This window comes from Streptomyces sp. NPDC002730 (genome assembly GCF_042888805.1).
Classification (GTDB): Bacteria; Actinomycetota; Actinomycetes; order Streptomycetales; family Streptomycetaceae; genus Streptomyces.
This window is the reverse complement of record NZ_JBIAQG010000009.1, coordinates 152,864-169,056: the sequence shown is the minus strand read 5'-3', so window position 1 is coordinate 169,056 and position 16,193 is coordinate 152,864. Positions and strand designations below refer to the sequence as shown.

Sequence of the window (16,193 nt, the reverse complement as noted above, 5' to 3'; positions counted from 1 at the left end):
GACACCCACGGGCCGAGCGGACTGCCCCCGCCCAGGCTCGGTTTCCCTCCGTCCCGCCCTGTGACACCGGCGCGGGCCCGTCTCTGGAGCGGCGATGGAAGACCAGCAGCACTCCCTTGCCCGTACGTACGCCGCCTTGCGCCGGTGGGCGCCGCCACCCGCGCCGACCGGGTTCCTGGTGCTGCTTGTGGTGATGTTCGCGCTCTCGTACGGGGTCGGTTCAGCCGTCGGTCCGGTCGCACCCGGCATGCACTCCACCGGCACCGGTTCCGACGGTGGCTCCGAACCGCACGGGGACGGCGGCATGGGTGACATGCACTCGGGCGGTGAACGATGACGGTGGAACCGGCGAGCTCACTGGTGACCACTGATCTGATCGTCGGCGGCATGACCTGCGCGGCCTGCGTGAACCGAGTGGAGAAACGACTGGCCAAGCTCGACGGGGTGACTGCCACGGTCAACCTCGCCACGGGGCAGGCCAGGGTGAGCCACCCCTCGGACATCACCGCGGAAGACCTCGTCGCTGCTGTCGAACGCGCGGGCTGCACCGCCGAACTGCCCCTGCCGCCCGAGCCGCAGGAAGACACCAGGCCGGCGGAGCCGGAGGAGGGCGAGCCGCGCGGGGAACGCGAGCGGCTGCTGATCACGGCGCTGCTCTGCGTGCCGGTCCTCGTGCTGTCCATGGTGCCCTCCCTGCAGTTCCGCAACTGGCAGTGGCTGTGTCTCATGCTGGCCGGCCCGGTGGTCGTCTGGAGCGCCTGGCCGTTCCACGTGCGCGCGATGCGGGGTCTGCGGCACTCGGCGGCCACCATGGACACCCTGGTCTCGCTCGGTGTCGTCGCATCGTTCTCCTGGTCCGTGTATGCGCTCTTCCTCGGCGGCGCGGGCGATCCGGGCATGCGCATGCCGTTCACCCTGCTTCCCTCGGTGGGCGGAGATGCCGCACACGTCTACCTGGAGGCAGCGGTCGGTGTGCCGTTGTTCGTCCTGACCGGCCGCTTCTTGGAAGCGCGTGCCCGGCACGGGACCGGTGAGGCATTGCGTTCATTGGCCGGGCTGGCCGCCAAGGACGTGACCGTTCGGGAGCACGGACAGGAGCGGCGGATCCCGATCGAACGGCTGAGGGTGGGCCAGGAGTTCACCGTCCGTCCGGGTGAACGGGTCGCCACCGACGGTGTGGTGATATCCGGGAGTTCCGCCCTGGATCTCTCCCTGGTCACTGGGGAGAGCGAGCCCGTCGAAGTCGGTCCTGATCAGACAGTGGTCGGGGGCGCAGTCAACGCCGGGGGCCTACTCGTCGTGCGGGCCACGGCGGTCGGCGCGGACACCCAACTCGCCCTGATCACCCGGATGGTGACCGAAGCTCAGGCGGGGAAGGCTCGTGCCCAGCGTCTGGCGGACAGGGTGGCGGGCGTCTTCGTCCCGGTCGTTCTGGCTTTGGCTGTCACTGTCCTCGGCTTCTGGCTCGGTGCCGGAGCAGACCCGCAGGCAGCCGTCACCGCGTGCGTGGCGATCCTGGTCGTTGCCTGCCCCTGCGCGCTGGGCCTGGCGACCCCTACCGCCCTGCTGGCCGCCGCCGGCCGCGGCGCCCAGCTCGGCGTCCTGGTCAGTGGACCTCAGGCACTGGAGGCACTGCGCCACATCGACACCGTCGTCCTGGACAAGACCGGCACCCTCACGACCGGGCACATGACCGTCGCTCAGGTCACGCCGGTCACCGGTGGAATCGGCCGGGCGGCTGCGCTCAGGCTGGCCGGCGCGGTGGAGCAGGGTTCTGAACACCCGCTGGGCCGCGCCCTCACCGCGTACGCACAGCGGGCACTGCCCGAACGTCCCTTGCCCGAAGTGACCGGCTTCCGGGCTACCCCGGGCGCCGGGGTCACCGGTCTCGTCGACGGCCTCCGTGTCGAGGTGTGTGCCCCCGGCGACGACCTTCCCGAGTCGCTGGCACAGGCGTTGGCCGATGCCGAGTCTTCCGCGCTCACCCCGGTCCTGGTGCGGGTGGACGGCGTCGACGAGGCCCTCATCGCCCTGGGCGACGTCGTGCGGGCCGAGAGCTACCGGGCCGTGGACCGCCTGAAGCGGCTGGGAGTGGAACCGGTCCTGGCCACGGGCGACCGAGAAGCCGCCGCCAGTGCTGTCGCCGCTGAACTGTGCATCACAAAAGTGCACGCCCGCTGTACCCCCGAGGGCAAGGCAGACCTGGTACGGCAGTTGAAGAAGGAGGACCGTCAGGTCGCCGTCATCGGTGATGGCGTGAACGATGCCGCCGCGCTGGCCGGCGCCGATCTCGGGATCGCTATGGGCACCGGCACCGACGTGGCCATCGGAGCCGCCGACGTGACCCTGGTGCGCGGCGACATCGAGGCTGTCACCGACGCGGTCCGGCTCGCCCGGCGCACCCTGGGAACGATTCGGGTCAATCTCGTCTGGGCGTTCGGGTACAACGTGGTCACCGTGCCGCTGGCCGCAGTCGGCTGGCTCAACCCGATGGTCGCCGCAGCCGCGATGTCCGCCAGCTCGCTCCTGGTGGTGGGCAACAGCCTGCGTCTGCGGGCCTGGCAGCCTTCGCCACCTCGTCCCACGCGGTCCGGAACGCGTCGCCCCCGAGGAGGTGTTCAGCGATGACGGATCCCGACCGGGAGCCCGCGGCTGAGGGCTGGAGGCCGAGTCGTCGGCGTCTGCGCGACGGACTCTTCGCCGCGCTCGCCCCAATGGCCGCCTGCTCGGTGGCCCTGGGCGGGCTGACGACCTGGGCCAAGGCCGGGGCCGCCGGCAGCCCGCCACGGATCAAGGTCAGCGACGGGCGTGCCTTCCTGCCCTACGGCGACAACGAGGACACCGCGGCGTTCTTCCGGATCGCCAACAGCGGTGGGGCCGCTGACCAACTGGTCTCCGTGACGTCACCCGCCGTCGAGAGTGCCATGCTGAGCCGGCACGAAAGTGCCGACAGCGGAGCCGGTTTCATGCGCATGGTCGACTCGGCGGAAATCCCGGCGGGCGACACCGTGGTGATGTCACCGAGCGGCCTGGACGTGATGGTCAAGATGAAGGCCCCCTGGCAAGTGGGCGATACGGTCCCGTTCGTTCTGCACTTCCGCCACGGCGGACCGGTCGACACCGTCGTGGTCGTGGTCCGGCCCGGCAGCTGAGTCAGCCCCCGGACCGGGCACGGCGGTTCACGCGATCGCGATGGAGTCCAACTTGCCCGCCTTGGCCTCCTCGACGATGGAGCCGAACTGGTCGGCACTCATCTGCACCTGCTGACCGAAGTCATCGGTGATCACGATCCTGCGCTCGGCAGGAGCGGCCTCGTCGACGAACAGCTGGGGGCAACCGCAGTTGCAGTTACCGCAGAACGTCGCCACGGGCTCCAGAGAACTGATATCGGTCATCGCAATCGCCTTTCGTACGCGTCCGCCCGCAGAACGGCCTCCTGCGGCCCGACGCCGAGGGAATGCCCGATCGACGCTGGACGCAAGCCTCGGAGGGGCACGCCCCCGAGGCACGGCACATGAGGTTTCTGCTTCCAGTGCTTCCAGTGCTTCCGATTGCGGAGGGAAGGCGGAAACCGGACGAGGTCTCGGCACGACTACATGAGCGAGGTCGCCGCTCCGGGGCAGGGGGACCTTCGGGCGAAGTGGGACGCGTACGGGAACAGTTGCCGGTTCGCGGGAACCTGACACGGCCGTCATCCGACTACTGCCGAGTGGGAGGGCGGACACCCCGTCGTACCCCTGCGGCTACGGACGAATGAGGGCGTGTGATGGGCGGGCTGAATGTACGCATGCGGGAGGTCGCCTGCCGCCATGGCCGGGTCGAGGCAGTCGCCGACGTGGATCTGGAGATCGCCGCCGGTGAACGCGTGGCGCTGACCGGGACCAACGGCTCGGGCAAGACCACGCTGCTGCGTGCCGTCCTCGGCCTGCACAGGCAGGTGACCGGATCGATCCTGGTCGGCGGCCGGGACACCCGTTCGCCGGCGGAATGGGCCTGGCGGCGGCGTGCGTGCGCCTGGATTCCGCAGAAGCCGGCGGCCGGTCGATTCCCTCTGCTGGGTGACGAGTTGCTGGCCAGCAGCACCGCGCCGGAGGAGGCCACCGAAGCCGCTGCCCGGCTCGGTGTGGGGTCGCTGACCGAGCGGCCCCTGCACACCCTCTCCGGTGGGCAGTTGCAGCGGATGTACCTCGCCCGGGCGATCGGCTGCGTCGCCGCCGGAGCCGAGGTGCTCCTGGCCGACGAACCCACCGCTGCCCTCGACTTCACCGGCCAGTCGGAGGCGGCGGATGTCCTCACCTCCCTGCCGGTGACGCTGGTCGTGGTGACACACGACCGGTCTCTCGCGGACCGCTGCGACCGCGTACTGGAGATGGCCGCGGGCCGGCTGCGGGAGGTCCGGTGACCCTCGCCACCGCCGACCTCGGTGAACTCCTGCAACTCCTGCCCGTGCAGCGGGCCGGGTTCGCCCTGCTGTTGGCCGCGATCGGACTACCGGTGATCGGGGTGGTCATCGTCGGGCTCGACATCATGCCGGTCCGCTTCGCGATGATGCACGTCGCTCTGCTGGGCATCGCGGTCGGCATCCTGACCGGACTCGACCCGATGCTGTGCGCGCTGGTGGCCTGCGCCCTGGCCGGTGCGGGGGTCGCTCCGCTCGCCCGCACCCCGGACGGCCTGTCCGGCGCGATGGGCCTGCTGATGAGTCTCGCGATCGCGGCCGCGCTGCTGGTCCTCGCGGTCTCGGGAGTCAACGCCTCGGGCGCGTTCGCGCTGCTGTGGGGGTCGATCCTGTCCGTCGGCACGGCGGATCTGGTGGTGCTGGGGGTGCTCGCCGTCGTCGTACCCGGACTGTTCTGGTGGCGACGCCGCGATGTGGCGCTGCTGCTGTACGACCGTGAACTCGCGCAGTGCTCGGGCGTCCCGGTACGCGGGCTGACCCTGGTGCTGCTGGTACTGGTCGCGGTCGCGGTCGCCGGAGCGATCAAGCTCACCGGCGCGCTACTGGTCGACGCCCTGACCCTGCTGCCCGCGCTCGCCGCGCGCCGTCTGGGCACCTCACTGAAATCGATCACCGTGTGGGCGGTCGGTATCGGCATCACCGTGAACCTGACCGGGTTCCTCATCGCTCTCTGGCTGGACTGGCCACCCGGGCCGGTTCTCGTCCTGACCGCGGGGGCAGTCGTCCTCGCCGTCCATCTCATACCCGAACGGAGAATCAGCTCATGGCGCGCACCCGCGTCCGTATCACTTCCCTCCTCGCACTGAGCGCAGCCCTGGTCCTGGTCACGGGCTGCGGAAGCGACAGCGACTCGTCGTCCAGGAGCGGCACCGAAGGCAAGGAGGGAAAACCGGTCGTGGTCGTCACCACGACCTGGGAGGGCGCCTTCGCGAAGGCCGCGGGCGCCGAGGACGTCAAGGTCATCGTGCCCCAGTCCGTGCACCACGCACCGGACTACGACCCGAAGCCGTCCGACCTCGCGGCAGTCGCCAAGGCCGACTTCGTGTTGTACGCACCCTTCGAGCCGTACGCCGGGAAGATCAAGGAAGCCGCCGGCTCCAAGGCCGAGCTGGTCGAGGTCAGCCTCGACAACGACGCCGACAAGGTCAGCGCCGAAGTGGCCCGGCTGGGCAAGCTGTTCGGCACCGAGGACGTCGCGGCGAAGTGGAAGACGACCTTCGACGCCGAGTACGCCAAGCTGTCCAAGGACCTGAAGGCTGCCTGGCCCGGCGGGAAGAGCCCGGCTGTCGTCACCCAGGTCTTCACCGCCTGGTCCGCGAAGCTGGCGGGCGCCACCACCGTCGGCACCTACGGGCCCGAGCCGGTCACCCCGGCACAGCTGGCCGACCTCTCCAAGAAGAAGCCCGCCCTGGTCCTGGACAACGCCCATATGTCGACCGGAACCGTGCTGCCCGACTCCGGCGCCAAGCAGGTCAAGGTCGTCAACTACCCGGGTGAGGACCTGGATTTGTTGCCCGTCTACCGCAACGCAGCCGCCGAGCTGAAGAAGGCCATGTCCGGGTCCTGAGCCCGGAAACCCCGGTAACGGGGTATGGCGGCCCCCGCGTCTCCCGGCTGGGGGCAGTCCGTACGGACTGCCCCGGCCGGTTTCAGTCCCTGGCGTCACGTGTGATTCCACTCACGGGGAGGGATAGCACTCACCTCCGTACGCGGCACTGAACGCACGCCGCCGGTGCTCAACAGCCGCCCCTGGTTGTGATGGTGACTGCCCGACAGGGCGGCGGAGGCCTCTTCCGGTGGCCCGGATGTCCCTCGCGGGCGCCTGCCCACCTCTCCGTCAATGCTGGATAGGTTGTGCCCGTGCGCAGACGGGGACGGTGGGTGGGGCGGACCGGGAGGGGTCTGCTCTGTGCTTTCGCGTGTCTGTTTCTGGGCGCTTTGAGCCATGTCTCAGCGGGTGGCCGGCTGCCGGGCGCGGACGCGCTGGGGTTTCTCTTTGCCGCTCTGACGGTGCAGGGCGCTGTGCTCTTCGGTAGCAGTCGGCGTCGCTTCGACGTGGTGGCGCTGGTGCTGGGCGGGACGCAGTTTTCGCTGCACCTCGTGTTCCGCCATCTCTCGGTGCCGAACGGCGGCGGGCGCACGATGCCTGCGGGACACGCAGCACACCACATGGCCGGTCGCATGACCGGCGAGCACATGAACATGGCCCCGGCGGACGTATCGGGCGTCAGTAGCGGGCACGGGGCCGGGCATTCCATGACCGCCGCCATGACACTGGCGCACGCCGTCGCCACGCTCGGGACCGCGCTCTGTGTCATCTACGCAGAGCGTGTCCTGCAACGGCTGGCCGCCCTGGTCGTGCCGGACATCGGCTTCCGTTCTCCCCCACCCCTTCCTTTCGCGCCGCGTCTTCGACCCATGCCCCCGCCGGTTGTGCATACCGGCTTCGGGGTGCTGCTCGCCCGTTCCCGACCCAGACGAGGCCCTCCCCCGGCGGCCCCGGCCTGACGGGCCCTTCTCGCCGTTCTCTCGCGCCGGATGTGCACTGGCGCCGATGAGGCATGCAGGGGCGGAGTCGGGCCGGGGCTGCGATCACTTCGCACCGCCACCCCAAGCGGAATCTCCCTTCACCGCCTCCGCCTGCGCCCTCGGCTCGTCCGACGGGTGCTGTCCCTCAAGGAATTCGCATGTCTTCCAAAGTCGAAGAACCACCACAAAACGACCGCGATCCGGTCGACTCCCCGTCGGCCGAAGAGGCGTCCGCGGTCGCCGTCGCCGACCCCGCCGCCCCGGCGCCGGAACCCCAGCCCGGTCGGTCCCGGCAGGGCGTACGGGCACTGTTGGTCCGGCTGCACTTCTACGCCGGCGTGTTCGTCGCCCCCTTCCTGCTGGTGGCCGCCCTGACCGGGCTGGCCTACACCTTCACACCGCAGCTCGACCAGCTGGTCTACGGCGACCAGCTGCGCGTCGAGCAGGTGGGCGACAAGCCGCGTCCGCTGACGGAGCAGATAGCCGCCGCACGGGCCGCCCACCCGGAGGGCAGCCTGGCCTCGGTCATCACCCCGCCCGGAACCGAGGACACCACGCGGGTGGTGCTGTCCGTGCCGGAACTCGGTGAGAAGCAGCGCACGGTGTTCGTCGACCCGTACACCGCGGAGGTGCAGGGCGAGCTGACCACATGGTGGGGCTCGACACCGCTCACCACCTGGCTCGACGACCTTCACCGCAATCTGCACCTGGGCGAGACGGGCCGCCTCTACTCGGAGGTCGCCGCCAGTTGGCTCTGGGTGATCGTCGCGGGTGGTCTGGTGCTCTGGATCGGACGCAGCCGGGGTCAACGGGCCAAGTCGGCGCGCGGCGTTCTGCTGCCCGACCGTTCCGCCCGGGGCGTGCGCCGCACGCGTAGCTGGCACGCGGCGACGGGTGTGTGGCTGGCCCTCGGTCTGCTTTTCCTGAGCGCCACCGGCCTGACCTGGTCCCACTATGCGGGTGAGCGCTTCGGGCAGTTGCTGGACGCGGCCAAGGGCCATGCGCCGGAGCTGGACACCGCGCTTCCCGGTGCGGAGCCGTCCGCCGGGGAAGAGGGCGGGGAGCACGCCGGGCACGGGTCTGCCGAGGAGTCCGCCGCGGCGGATCCGGCCGACTTCGACGCTGCCCTTGCAGTGGCTCGGGACGCCGGGCTGGGCGGCACGGTCGAGGTGACGCCTCCCGCCGACGGCGCCGGTGCATGGGTCGTGGCGCAGAAGGACAACGTGTGGCCGGTGCACTACGACCAGGTCGCCGTGGACGCCGAGAAGGGCGAGGTCACCTCACACAGCCGGTGGACGGACTATCCGCTCCTGGCCAAGCTCAGCAAGCTCGGTGTGCAGGGGCATATGGGTGTGCTGTTCGGGATCGTCAACCAGATCGTGCTGACTGTGATCGCGCTCGGCCTGACCGCCGTGACCATCTGGGGCTACCGCATGTGGTGGCAGCGTCGCCCGACGCGCGACGATCGCAGGGCAGTACTCGGCAAGGCTCCGGCCCGCGGCGTCTGGCGCCAACTGCCGCTGCCCGTGCTGATCTTGGGTATACCGGCCGCCGCCGCTCTGGGCTGGGCGCTGCCGGTCCTGGGGGTCACCCTGCTCGGGTTCCTCGTCGCGGACGTGGCGTTCGGACTCGTCCGACGGATCCGCACCGCGTAGCGAAGAGCGGGAGGGCACGCACCACGCGTCCCCTCCCGCTACTCGTCAGGCATCGGGTCCGGAGAGCGGTGCGGCACCGCTCTCCGGTCCCGCCGTCAGCCTGCCTGAGCGAGCGGAACCGCAGCGAGGTCCCGCTCCGGCGACAGGTTGTCGGTCAGGCGCCGACGCAGCCCTGCTCGGTCGGGCTTGCCTGCCGGAGTCAGGGGAAGTTCCTCCACCACCAGGAGGCGCTCGGGGTGCTTGCGCTGCTCGAGGCCCCGTTCCGTCAGGTGCGCACACAGTGAATCGAGCGTCGGGGAATCGGTGGTGCGGGACACCACACATGCCGCCAGCCGCTCCCCCATCACCTCGTCGGGTACGCCGACACACACCACGTCGCGTACGTAGGGGTGCGCGGCCAGTTCCCGTTCGACTTCGGCAGGACTGATGTTGGCGCCGCCGCGGATGACGATGTCCTTGAGGCGTCCGACGATGTGAAGAGTGCCGTCCTTGTCGAGGAATCCGAGGTCTCCGGTGCGGACCCAGCCTTCGCGGGTGCGATAGCGGGCATCCAGGTCCGGGGAGGCCACGTAACACATGGGGGTCATCGGGCCTCGCGCGATGATCTCTCCGATCGCGCCGTCCGGCAGCTGTTCCTGGGTTTCGGTGTCGGCGACACGGATGTCGGCGACACGGGGATCGGGACGCCCTGCCACCACGCCCCGGGCGTCACCGTCCGGGGTCGCGCTGCCCAGCCCGGTATGGCAGTTGACGCCGTCGGCCGAGCCGTAGAGGTTGACGACCGGGCAGCCGAACGCGCGGGCGGCGTTCTCCGCCGTAGTCCCGTCCAGGGCCGAGCCACCGAGGATCAAGGCCGTGGGGGCGGGCAGTTTCTCGCCTGTGCTGTCGAGCCGGTCGAGCATCATGCGCACCATGGTGGGCACGCCCAGGATGTGCGTGGGCTCGTGCTCCCGAACCGCGGCGATCGCGGCTTCCGGGGTGAAGTGGTCGAGGAGGATGAGCGTCCCGCCGTGCCGGGCGAGGGTGACCGCGGTGCCGTTGGAGCCGAAGGCCGAGGCGAGCGGCACCAGGAACAGGCAACGCGGCGGTGTCCGTTCGGGCATCAGCGAGGCGAGGAAGTTGCCGCGCCCGCCCGCGAGCGCGTTGTGGGAGTAGGCGACCATCTTCGGCTCCGCCTCGGAGCCGGACGAGACGAGGATGCGGGCGGCGCTGTCCGGGTCCGGCCGGGCGGGGACGAACGCACTCGGGTCGGATCGCAGCAACTGCGCGAGCGGAACCGTTCCTTCTGGAGCGCTGCCGGGTCCGGCGGCGATGGCGTGCCGCAGTGCGGGCAGCGCCGGGGCCAGAGTGTTCAGGTCGGCGGCGTGATGGTTGCCTCGGTGCTCAACCGCGGCGATGACCGCGACGGCCTCCGCGCGGCGCAGCAAACACTCGGCCTCCAGGCTGCCGCGGCCGACCGGAAAGGGCAGCGCCACGGCGCCGAGGGCGGCCAGGGCGAGATCGGCGACAACGGCGTTGCGGCCGTTGGGTAGTTGGACGCCGACGACATCGCCTGGGCCTATGCCGAGGTCTCTGAGGCCGGTGGCGAGACATCGCACCTTGCGGTCGAGGGCGGTGTAGCAGAGTTTGCCCTTGGCGTCGAGGACGGCGGTGCGGTGGAGGTCCGCGATCTGGCGGGCCCGGAAGAGGCTGTAGAGGTCGAGGTCGGGGCAGGTGCCGTCGATCACCCAGGAGCGGCGGAGGTCGGCGGGCAGCAGGTCGTGCAGTGCGACGGTCACGCGAAGCTCCAGGGGTCGGGAACGGCGGGGGCACCGTGCGTGTCGCGGCTGATCGAGCCGGCGAAGCGCGGATCGTGGTGCAGGTCGGCGAGATCGGTGGTGACCGCGGTTGCGGTCAAGCCGTGCTCACGCAGCTGGGTCAGGGCCTCGTCGGTATGCAGATCGCGCAGGTCGTACGCACCGGCTGCGGCCGCGCAGGCATCGGCGGGGGCTATCCAGCCGTCCGCGGTTCGCAGGGGGCGGCGGAACCCGGCCGGCCGTCTCGCGCTTCCGCCGGTCGCGGCCCGGCGCAGGGCGGGGGCGGTGAGGACATCGGCCGCGCCCAGCAGTGAGGAGTCCACACGGACGCCTTGGCCGGTGCGCTCGCGCAGCAGCAGCCCGGCGAGTACGGCCTCGGTACCGAGGAGTCCGCCCATGACGTCGAGCAGGGTCATCAGGGACGGCGCGGGAGACTCGCCCGCGGGGCGTACGGCTTCCCCGACTCCGGTGCGGGCCTGGACCATGAAGTCCGTACCCATCGGAGCGCCCGGGAGACGTTCGGCCCAGCCACTGGTGTACGCGTACACCAGTACAGGATTGACCTCGGCCAGATCGTCCCGGTCGAGGCCGAGTTGAGCGGCCTTCCCGGGGGCCCAGTTGTGCAGGAAGACATCGGCCCCGGCAGCCAGATCCCGCACTCGACGCCGGCCCTGCGAAGACTTGATGTCCACTTCGACGGCCTCCTTGCCCCGGTTGAGCGCGAGCCACCGGGCGGAGATGCCGGAACAGGCGGGGGGCATCCCGCGCAGCGGGTCACCGCCCGGCGGCTCTATACGGATCACGTCCGCGCCGAGCCGTCCCAGGAGGTGCGCGGCGAGCGGGGCCTGGATGCGGCGGCCGGCCTCCAGCACGGTCAGTCCCGCCAGCGGCCGTACGGCAGCGGGAGGTGAAGCCAGGGGGCGAGGGCCCTCTGCGTGAGAGGTGAGTGACCACGGTGCGCCGCCGTCGTGTTCGGCGGCACGCTCAGCCAGTGTCCGCAGCGGGCAGACCTCGGCGCCGGAGACCGATGCCGCCTGCCGGATCCGCTGCCAGGGCTGGGCGCGCGTGGTCGCGTGCAGTGCCTGTGGGAAGGGTGCGCAGGCCGTGGCGTACCGGAACTGGAAGGGCCGCCAGCCTGCCCGTATCGCGTCGGCGGGCGCATCCAGGGCCCGCCAGAAGGCAGCCCATGCACCCGGGTCCAGGGTCTCCAATTCGAAGAGGGTGCCGTCGCCCGCGGTGAAGGGTGGTCCGCCTGCGGCGAGTTCGGCCGCCTCGCCTTCGTCGGCCCCTGTCGCGGCAAGGTACTGGGACACGGACAGCAGCCCGGCCCGGTCGGCGCTCGTGGCCACCCGTGCCGCCGGTCCACCGCGGGCCTGCCCCAGCAGCCCGGCCAGGAGTCCTTGGACGGAGAGTACGGCCGCCGCGGTGGTGGCGTAGTCGACAGCCAGACCGCGCGGCTCTCCGTCGCGTCGGCCGTGCACGGCCATGATGCCGGTGGCAGCCTGCACGGTGGCCTCGTCGGTGATCCCACTCGACGGATCCGCCCAGGTCATCCGGGCTTCTTGGGGTCCGAAACCGTCACCGGTCAGCGCGATCTGCGCGCTCCGGGGGCTACGGGCGCCAGGGACGCTACCGACGTGGTTCGAAGCAGCCGGTTCAGGCTCCGTCCGGGCTCCCAGGAGCCGCAGGTGCTCGGCTACGAGGCCGGTCAGCTCGGGCGGCCCCGAACTGTCGAGGTGCAGCCCGTCGAGTGGCCGGACCGTCTGCGTGGTGGCTGGTGACGCCATGCCTCTCCTCTCCTGGCGCGGCGGTGGCCGACGCATGGGGATGTGCGGAACGCGGGAACCAGGGCGCCTTCACGCCCGACCAGTTCCACGGAGAGACAGTCGGACTGTCGTTCCCATGGGTTCCCGGCAGACTGGAGGAAAGTGGTGCAGAGCCAAGGCCGATTGGCGGTCGGATCTCCGGAATGTTCGCCCGGGACAGTCGAGTTGAGGGCTCGGGTGGCGGAGTTCGTACGCAGCCGGGTGATGCCGTGCGAGCCCGTACTGGACGCAGGAGGCCCGATCGCCGCAGCCACGCTGCGTGACCTTCGGACCCAGGCCAAGGAACAGGGGCTGTGGGCCTTGCCGTTGCCCGCAGATCTGGGCGGCCAGGGCCTGCACCTGTCGGAGTACGCCCAACTGGCAGAGGCCGAGGGAGCGAGCGACCACGGGCCGGCCGCCCTGGGCTCCGCACCGATGCTGGACGTGCTGATGCTGCAGCGCCACGGCTGCGCCCGGATACGCGACCTGTACCTCGAAGGGCTGGTGGCCGGGGAGCTCCGCACCTGTTACGCGATGACCGAACCGGAGGTCCAGGGCACGGATCCCTTCATGACCAGTACCCGCGCCGCGCAGGAGGCGGACGGGAGTTGGGACGTCAGCGGCCGCAAGTGGTTCACCTCCGGAGCCGCCGACGCCGACCTGGTCACGGTCCTCGCCCGAACCGACGGAGTGCCCTCCGACCGTGAGGGGCTCTCCCTCATCGTGGTCCCCACCGACTCCCCCGGCTTCCGCGTCGTACGCGAACTGCCCGTCCTCGGTGCAGGCGGCCAATGGGAGATCGAACTCGACCATGTCGCCGTCCCCGGCGACCATCTGATCGGCGAACGCGGCAAGGCTCTCGCCATCGCCGGAGAACGGCTCCAACTGGGCCGGACCCTGCGCTGCCTACGCTGGCTCGGTCAGGCCCAGCGGGCCTTCGAGCTGATGTGTGAGCGCGCCAACACCCGCGCCGGGTCACGTGGTCCGCTCGCCGGCCACCAACTCGTTCAGCAGCATGTCTTCGAGTCGCTGCTCGCTCTGCGCACCACCCGCCCACTGGTCCACGAGGCCGTGGCACTCATCGCCGCCGGGCTGGATGCGCATGTGGAGGTCGGCCTGGCCAAGGTCGCCACCGCCCGCATGCTTCAGCAGGTGACGGACGCCGCCATCCAGATCCACGGCGCGGCCGGACTCGGTCCGGACACAGCCCTGCCCGCGCTCTTCCGTACCGGCCGTGCGGCCCGAATCCTCGACGGCCCGGACGAGCTGCACATCACGTCCGTCGCACGGCGGGTACTGCGCACCTCCTCCTCGGGCGGACGAATCGGCGGCCGTCCACGGCAATGGAACTGAGGTGCCCGCAGTACCTGCCGGCCGGGGTCCCGTGGATGTCGAGGGCCGGGCACAGCGGCCGTACTCCGAGCACGAAGCCATGGCCAGGGCGTTCCCCGGCGGGGGATGACACTGGGGCCACCCCGCTGGAGGGCCGCGTGTTTGATCTTCACCGGATCCATCAAGCCCTGTGCTCAGGAGGCTCGGCGCTGATCGCGACGGCGGGTGGGGGGATCGCGATCTGCCGGTCGGCTCCGGGTTACGCCTCAGGCCTCGAACCCCCCGGCGGTTCGGCTACACCTCCCGGACGTCGACCAGTCCGGTGAGGGCAGCGAGCCCGAGGGCCAAGAAGAAGTCGCCCCACACCAGTTCGTGCCGTACGGCGGCACCCCGCCCCGCGTCGTAGCAGCCGTCCAGCAGCATGCCGGCCGGCCGGGTCCCGTCCCGCCCGGTGAGATGTGCGGTGACCAGCCGGTCCAGGATCGCGACGGCGCAGCAGGAGTATTCCGCCGCCCGGGGTCCTGGGATGCGAGCGAGCTTCAACAGCGCGACCGCCGTGATCGCGGCGGCCGAAGTGTCCTGCGGACCGTCGGGCCATGCCTCGTCAGCCAGGGGAACCATCCGTCGGGCAGACGCCGTCCGCGGGGCGGCCAACTGCGCTGCCACGCCCTCCAAACGGGTCCGCTTCCACCCAGCCGCGCCGGGGCGGTGCAACGCGTCGGCCACTGCCAGCAAGAGCCATGCCCGCCCCCGGCTCCAGCCGGGCGGCGGATCGTCGCACGCGTGCCAGCCCGTGTCCGCCTCGAAACGCAGGGCCGGCGCCAGCCCCTCGCGGAGGCACAGGTCGATATGCCGGTGGAGGTGGGAGGCGGCTGCCGTGGCGCCCTCGAGGCCCGCGGTGGCGAGCAGCGGCACCATGCCGGGGACTCCGTCCACGCGGGCCAGCAACCTGGGTCCACCGAACGCAGATCCCCAGGGGACCAGACCGAGTTCGGGGTCCAGCGCGGTCAGACAGGCGCGGGCGGCTCGGTTGCGCAGCTCTACCGCTCCGGCGTCACCGACCGCCAGAGCGGTTCCGTACCAGTGGATCAGACCACGGGTGGCGGTGTCGGCCTCCACCCAGCCGGCCAGCCGCGCCGTGCACGCCGAGGCGAAGGCCCGGTCGGCCTCGTCGCCGGTGTGCCGGGCCCGCAGCCACAGCAGCCCGGCCCAGAACCCACCGGTCCACGAACCACGGCCGGTGGTCACCCAGCGGCCCGTGTCCGGGTCGGCGAACAGGGGGAAGCGATGGCCGACTTCGGCCGCGGTGACGGCGGCCCGGTCGAGGACGTCCTCCAGTGCACGCTCGGCCCAGTCGGCCGGGGTCACGCCGGACTCATCGCGCGCTGCCGTCGCTCCCGTACCGCCCAGGTCATCGCGACTGCGCAGGCTGCCGCGAACTCCGCGGCGACCAGCAGCCAGCCGGGCCCGTAGTGACCGGCTTCCGCGAGTACGCCGAAGACCGGCGGGCCTACGGCGAAGCCGGCGAAGAACCCGGCGGAGACGAGCGCCGAGTCCTGGCCGGCCCGGCCGGGGGCGGCGCGCTGCATGACCAGCACCATGGAGACGGCATTGCCCGACACGGCGAACACGCCCACTGCCACCGCCGCCATCCACACCAGCGGATGCACGAGCAACGCGGCCGCCAGGAGCAGAGCCGCTCCGACCGCACCGGCCGCGAGCCATCCCGGCAGCCATTCGGCGCGCCCCGGCCGGGCCGCCTTCGACCAGCCCACCCGGCCGGCGATCCCCGCCACGCCCAGCACCGCCACGAGGGCGCCGGCCGCGGTGGGCCCCAAGCCGAGTCGCTGCGCGCCGAACAGTGCCAAGTAGGTGTTGACCGATGCGATTCCGCAGCCCAGCAGCAGAGAGAACACCGTCAGCCAGGCGATGGCTCCCCGCGGCACCAGCGACAACCGAGAACGCGCCCCCTTCACCGGAGGATCGGCAGGCAGCGCACGCAGCGTCCACAGGGCCGCCAGCACCGCCGTGCCGGCCGCGGTCCACACCGCGCCACGCCAGCCGACGCCTGCGGCCAGCGCCGCCAGGGGCAGCCCGGCCGCGAACGCACCCAGCTGCACCCCCGACTGCTTCATCCCGGTCACCGAGCCCCGCCGCACCGGGGGAACACCGGCCAGAATGGCCTTGTTGGTCGCCGGGTTGGCCAGCGCCTGAGGCAGACCGCCCAGCGCAACCGCCACGAGGAGGAACCCGGCACCGGGCGCCGCACCGATCAGCGCGAGCGCGGCGGCGGACACCAGCAGCAACGCAACGAGGGCGCGCCTCGGGCCGATCCGGTCCACGATCCGCCCGCCCGCAGGGGACAGCACCGCCGCTGTCCCGAAGCCGATCGTCGTCGTCAGGCCCAGCACCGTGGGTGAGATACCCAGTTCGTCCACCAGGCGCGGGCCGAGCGCCCCGAGCAGGAAGAGTTGCATCATCGAGAACGCCATGGCGCAGGTGAGCAGCGCCGTCAACCGACCATCTGTTCCTGCTGCTGACGCCGTCGGCGCCCCTTGCTCTGCCCCCACCGATGTCTCCGTTCCACCCAACTGGACGCCCCTCGGGCCCCGTCAGG

The 16,193-nt window shown here is 71.2% G+C and carries 14 protein-coding genes; 9 read left to right on the top strand and 5 right to left on the bottom strand.

Annotated elements, in window-relative coordinates; genetic code table 11:
- Window positions 1–94 precede the first annotated feature (94 nt).
- The 3 genes from ACFYXH_RS23435 to ACFYXH_RS23425 are packed head-to-tail and all read left to right on the top strand — an operon-like array spanning window position 95 to window position 3,152.
- Entirely contained in the window at window positions 95–337 is a 243-nt protein-coding gene (locus tag ACFYXH_RS23435; protein WP_389566152.1) for a hypothetical protein, read from the top strand.
- The gene (locus ACFYXH_RS23430) at window positions 334–2,628 is read left to right on the top strand and encodes a heavy metal translocating P-type ATPase (RefSeq protein ID WP_389566150.1); all 2,295 of its coding nucleotides are present in this window, start codon (window positions 334–336) and stop codon (window positions 2,626–2,628) included. The genes ACFYXH_RS23435 and ACFYXH_RS23430 overlap by 4 nt, the downstream gene beginning before the upstream one ends.
- Window positions 2,625–3,152 (top strand): copper chaperone PCu(A)C, encoded by a 528-nt coding sequence (locus ACFYXH_RS23425; RefSeq protein ID WP_389566147.1) that lies wholly within the window; start codon window positions 2,625–2,627, stop codon window positions 3,150–3,152. Before ACFYXH_RS23430 ends, ACFYXH_RS23425 begins: the two co-directional genes overlap by 4 nt.
- Before the next feature lie 27 nt (window positions 3,153–3,179).
- Here ACFYXH_RS23425 and ACFYXH_RS23420 read toward each other — a convergent pair whose 3' ends face one another.
- Window positions 3,180–3,395 (bottom strand): hypothetical protein, encoded by a 216-nt coding sequence (locus ACFYXH_RS23420; protein WP_362683615.1) that lies wholly within the window; start codon window positions 3,393–3,395, stop codon window positions 3,180–3,182.
- Between the two features lie 371 nt (window positions 3,396–3,766).
- Here ACFYXH_RS23420 and ACFYXH_RS23415 point away from each other — a divergent pair, with 371 nt between their 5' ends.
- The 5 genes from ACFYXH_RS23415 to ACFYXH_RS23395 all read left to right on the top strand — a co-directional run bounded on the left by ACFYXH_RS23415 (window position 3,767) and on the right by ACFYXH_RS23395 (window position 8,643).
- On the top strand, window positions 3,767–4,402 hold the full coding sequence (locus tag ACFYXH_RS23415; protein ID WP_389566143.1) for an ATP-binding cassette domain-containing protein: 636 nt from the start codon (window positions 3,767–3,769) through the stop codon (window positions 4,400–4,402).
- A complete protein-coding gene (locus ACFYXH_RS23410; RefSeq protein ID WP_389566140.1) occupies window positions 4,399–5,265 on the top strand; it encodes a metal ABC transporter permease in 867 nt (288 codons plus the stop codon). The genes ACFYXH_RS23415 and ACFYXH_RS23410 overlap by 4 nt, the downstream gene beginning before the upstream one ends.
- The gene (locus tag ACFYXH_RS23405; RefSeq protein ID WP_389566137.1) at window positions 5,223–6,026 is read left to right on the top strand and encodes a metal ABC transporter solute-binding protein, Zn/Mn family; all 804 of its coding nucleotides are present in this window, start codon (window positions 5,223–5,225) and stop codon (window positions 6,024–6,026) included. Before ACFYXH_RS23410 ends, ACFYXH_RS23405 begins: the two co-directional genes overlap by 43 nt.
- Window positions 6,027–6,397: 371 nt before the next feature.
- Window positions 6,398–6,967, top strand: coding sequence for a hypothetical protein (locus ACFYXH_RS23400; protein WP_389566134.1), 570 nt, complete (start codon window positions 6,398–6,400; stop codon window positions 6,965–6,967).
- A gap of 179 nt (window positions 6,968–7,146) precedes the next feature.
- Window positions 7,147–8,643, top strand: coding sequence for a PepSY-associated TM helix domain-containing protein (locus ACFYXH_RS23395; protein ID WP_389566131.1), 1,497 nt, complete (start codon window positions 7,147–7,149; stop codon window positions 8,641–8,643).
- A gap of 95 nt (window positions 8,644–8,738) precedes the next feature.
- Here ACFYXH_RS23395 and ACFYXH_RS23390 read toward each other — a convergent pair whose 3' ends face one another.
- Together ACFYXH_RS23390 and ACFYXH_RS23385 are read right to left on the bottom strand one after the other, a co-directional pair.
- Window positions 8,739–10,421 (bottom strand): class I adenylate-forming enzyme family protein, encoded by a 1,683-nt coding sequence (locus tag ACFYXH_RS23390; protein ID WP_389566128.1) that lies wholly within the window; start codon window positions 10,419–10,421, stop codon window positions 8,739–8,741.
- Window positions 10,418–12,226 carry a CoA transferase gene (locus tag ACFYXH_RS23385; RefSeq protein ID WP_389566126.1) on the bottom strand — a complete coding sequence of 603 codons (1,809 nt, stop codon included), beginning with the start codon at window positions 12,224–12,226 and terminating at the stop codon, window positions 10,418–10,420. The genes ACFYXH_RS23390 and ACFYXH_RS23385 overlap by 4 nt, the downstream gene beginning before the upstream one ends.
- A gap of 204 nt (window positions 12,227–12,430) precedes the next feature.
- Here ACFYXH_RS23385 and ACFYXH_RS23380 point away from each other — a divergent pair, with 204 nt between their 5' ends.
- Entirely contained in the window at window positions 12,431–13,597 is a 1,167-nt protein-coding gene (locus ACFYXH_RS23380; RefSeq protein WP_389566123.1) for an acyl-CoA dehydrogenase family protein, read from the top strand.
- Between the two features lie 273 nt (window positions 13,598–13,870).
- On the opposite strand, the gene ACFYXH_RS23375 is transcribed toward ACFYXH_RS23380, so the two are convergent.
- Both ACFYXH_RS23375 and ACFYXH_RS23370 read right to left on the bottom strand, forming a co-directional pair.
- Window positions 13,871–14,944: a sugar ABC transporter permease gene (locus tag ACFYXH_RS23375; RefSeq protein WP_389566120.1), complete on the bottom strand. Its 1,074-nt coding sequence runs from the start codon at window positions 14,942–14,944 to the stop codon at window positions 13,871–13,873.
- Window positions 14,941–16,092, bottom strand: coding sequence for an MFS transporter (locus tag ACFYXH_RS23370; RefSeq protein ID WP_389566117.1), 1,152 nt, complete (start codon window positions 16,090–16,092; stop codon window positions 14,941–14,943). Before ACFYXH_RS23370 ends, ACFYXH_RS23375 begins: the two co-directional genes overlap by 4 nt.
- Window positions 16,093–16,193 lie beyond the last annotated feature (101 nt).

Bases quoted from the DNA above. Each gene is read 5' to 3' on its own strand.
- ACFYXH_RS23385 (WP_389566126.1), bottom strand. From the start codon at position 12,226: ATGGCGTCACCAGCCACCACGCAGACGGTCCGGCCACTCGACGGGCTG.
- ACFYXH_RS23420 (WP_362683615.1), bottom strand. From the start codon at position 3,395: ATGACCGATATCAGTTCTCTGGAGCCCGTGGCGACGTTCTGCGGTAAC.
- ACFYXH_RS23405 (WP_389566137.1), top strand. From the start codon at position 5,223: ATGGCGCGCACCCGCGTCCGTATCACTTCCCTCCTCGCACTGAGCGCA.
- ACFYXH_RS23430 (WP_389566150.1), top strand. From the start codon at position 334: ATGACGGTGGAACCGGCGAGCTCACTGGTGACCACTGATCTGATCGTC.
- ACFYXH_RS23425 (WP_389566147.1), top strand. From the start codon at position 2,625: ATGACGGATCCCGACCGGGAGCCCGCGGCTGAGGGCTGGAGGCCGAGT.
- ACFYXH_RS23395 (WP_389566131.1), top strand. From the start codon at position 7,147: ATGTCTTCCAAAGTCGAAGAACCACCACAAAACGACCGCGATCCGGTC.
- ACFYXH_RS23415 (WP_389566143.1), top strand. From the start codon at position 3,767: ATGGGCGGGCTGAATGTACGCATGCGGGAGGTCGCCTGCCGCCATGGC.
- ACFYXH_RS23435 (WP_389566152.1), top strand. From the start codon at position 95: ATGGAAGACCAGCAGCACTCCCTTGCCCGTACGTACGCCGCCTTGCGC.